This is a genomic window from Campylobacter concisus (assembly GCF_002912425.1).
Lineage (GTDB): Bacteria > Campylobacterota > Campylobacteria > Campylobacterales > Campylobacteraceae > Campylobacter_A > Campylobacter_A concisus_AH.
Genome location: NZ_POYR01000149.1, coordinates 1 through 2,409 on the forward strand (window position 1 = coordinate 1; position 2,409 = coordinate 2,409).

Annotated in this window: 2 protein-coding genes; both read left to right on the forward strand. The window is 32.0% G+C overall.

The window, feature by feature from the left end; genetic code table 11:
* Positions 1-231 (forward strand): hypothetical protein (locus tag CYP84_RS10820; RefSeq protein WP_219809681.1); only part of this gene is annotated, 231 nt, incomplete at its 5' end.
* Positions 232-502: 271 nt separating this feature from the next.
* Entirely contained in the window at positions 503-2,275 is a 1,773-nt protein-coding gene (locus CYP84_RS08270; RefSeq protein ID WP_103637235.1) for a hypothetical protein, read from the forward strand.
* Positions 2,276-2,409: the final 134 nt, after the last annotated feature.

The window sequence follows — 2,409 nt, forward strand, 5'->3', positions numbered from 1 at the left end:
GATCAGGATAATATAGGATATATTAGTAGTTTGATTATCGCAGATTTTAACGAATATAAAATCGATGAAAAAGCAATTAGAATAGATTATCCAAAATCATTTATGCTATCAAAGGAATATGTTTTAGTATATGAAAGTCAAGAAAATATTGCATCAAATTCGGATAAAATTTTTGTGGATTTAGATAAAATAAAATTGGATAAAGATTGGTGCATTTACAAACTAGACTAATAGCCGTTGGCATAAGATATATAAAAGAGTAAAATTCTTAATGTAGATAGTTTTCTCGGTTTGACTAAAATGAATAAACTCCTCAAACCATAGAAATTTAAGCTACAGCTTATCTAAAAACCTAGCAACTCTAGGTAGTGGCAACATAGAGATAGCAGATAAAGATAACTCTGATGATCTAACAAGACTAAATAGAGATACAACTAAACTAACAAAAGATCTAGTAAATACTAGCATAAGCTCAAATGTAGATGCTAGCATGGATTTAAGGGTGCTAACTAAGAGTGGGCAAAAGGAGATCAAGGATGAGTTTAATACAGCTACTGCCATAACAAAAGCACTAAATGCCATTATAGAAACAGGTGAGTTTAATTTTAATAGTGAAGTAAAAGAAAATGTTGCACAGTATGAAGCTGGCAAACTATTAAGCAAAGAACTGGCTCAAAAACTAACGGATGATAGTGTTACCATAGAAGAAAAAGAGGCTTTAGGAAATAAATTTATTCAGCTATTTGCAAGTATGTCGGGTCTTGATTTAGAAGGTATATCTTTAAGAATAATTGATGATAAATTCTCAAAAGGAAAAGACGATGAAAAATTTCTAGGACATTTTAATAGTGGCTCAATAATACTAAATTTAGCTCACATCAAAAATGTTGATCAGTTTGTGAGCACTCTAGGTCATGAGTTAAAACATGCCATGGATTATAAAGCTGGTAGATTTATACCAGGGGATAGTAAGCAAGATAGATATGCAAAACTAAAAGAAGATAGTTTTAGTGACTATCTAAGTAAAGCTCTAAATTTACAAGATAGTGGCATCAATGCCAAAGATGCAGCGATAAACTATATTAAAAATCAAAGTAGCTTAAATACCCTTCTTTTAAATTCTTATATGTTTAATGGTTTAGATAAGAGTAAGGGGGATAATAGACAATTTAGTCAGCCAGAAATAGACTGGTTAAAGGCTAATGGCAATAATTTTGCCAACTTCATTAGAGAGAGAACAGGTATAGATATTTCTCAAGATGAAGCCATTTCAAGACTTTCAGTGCAAGCACTAAAGCAAAGTGATAATGTTTGGTCTTTGATGCTTAATAAAGATGATACCTTAGCAAAAGAGTTTTTGACAAAATCTGACAATAAAGATGGTCTATTTGTAGTTGATAAATTTGATAATAGAAATAATAGATTAAATTTAGATGTAGCTATTAATAATATAGATTTTTACAATAAATATATTCATCCAAACATAGACTCTTTACCGCTAGAAACAGTTAAAAATAGTATATTAAACTTGGCATCTAATGCAGATAAAATACCAAGCAACTTGCAAAACTGGTATAAAGATCAGACTTTTACCGCCTCTAGCTTGCGTGACGGTGCTATATCTTTGGCGAAAGATATAACCGTAAACGGAGTAAGTGGCGTAAGAAATATGTACTATAATATATTTAACAACGATAAAAAGATTTTAGAAAAAGTTTATGACTATAATGGCATAAGCGATGATATAGCATTAATATCAGGATTTGATACATCTAGTTTAACTGGTGTAGCAGCAATAGGAAAAGGAGCGGGCGTTGGTCTTGGAAAAGGGGCTGTATATGTAGCCAATGGTCTAAAAGCTCCATTTGTAGAGATGGAAAAGAGAGTGGCTGCAAAAGTAGTAGCTAACACCCCAAAAGGTGGAACATTAGGTAGTGATGGTATACTAAGACACAATGGCAAAGAGTATGTAGCTCGCAGTCTTGATCTAACAGGAAATAAAGTGATATATGAACAAGTAATAAATAAAAAAGGCACTGGAAATTTTAAAACTACCAATGATAAAGGTTATTTAGTAACAGTCGGTAAGCCAAAACAAATAACTGAAGGTGTCAGTTATCAGTTTGGAAATTTTATTTATGATCCAAAGACTTGGGCGTACGGTGTTGCTTTAGAAGAGATAGTTAATGGGTATCTATCTCCAGAGCCACCAACGAATGGATTTCAAGCAATTGGCGGTGGCATATATAAATTTATAGAAATGCACAACAAATGAATTATTTAATAGGCTTTATTATTTTTATCGAAGGAGTATCTATTATGATAGATCCTGCCCCATCAATAAATCCTTTTGGTATACCAAAAGGAGATACTATCCCTTATGGTTTAAATATACCAGCAGGATTGCTC